Source organism: Streptomyces sp. SID12501, assembly GCF_010550245.1.
GTDB lineage: Bacteria > Actinomycetota > Actinomycetes > Streptomycetales > Streptomycetaceae > Streptomyces.
The window spans coordinates 1-444 of sequence record NZ_JAAGLU010000637.1 but is presented as its reverse complement, the minus strand read 5'-3'; the positions used below and the strand labels follow the sequence as shown (position 1 = coordinate 444).

Sequence of the window (444 nt, the reverse complement as noted above, 5' to 3'; positions counted from 1 at the left end):
GCACATCCCAGGACGGACCGCAGGCCGGGCAGCAACAGCAGCAGGGTCAGCAGGGCGGATACGGCTATCCGCCGGTCGCCGCCCCGCCCATGCCCTCGGGACCGCCTCCGGGCGGACCCGGCAACCGCCCGGGACCGGGCGGACCGGCTCCCACCGGCGCCCCCGGCACCACGCGCCGCTGGATCGAGATCAATGGCACACGCCACCAGATCTCGCGCTCCACGCTCGTACTCGGCCGAAGCACCGAGGCCGATGTGCGGATCGACGACCCCGGCGTATCGCGCCGGCACTGTGAGATCCGGACCGGAACACCCCCGACGATCCAGGATCTCGGGTCCACCAACGGCATCGTGGTGGACGGACAGCACACCACCCGCGCTACGCTCCGCGACGGCTCGCGAATCGTCGTGGGCAGCACCACCATCATTTACCGGCAAGCCGAAG

The 444-nt window shown here is 71.2% G+C and carries 1 protein-coding gene; it reads left to right on the top strand.

From position 1 onward, the window contains the following. The coding region (locus tag G3I71_RS47665; RefSeq protein WP_164325195.1) for an FHA domain-containing protein at nt 1-444 on the top strand (444 nt) is incomplete at both ends.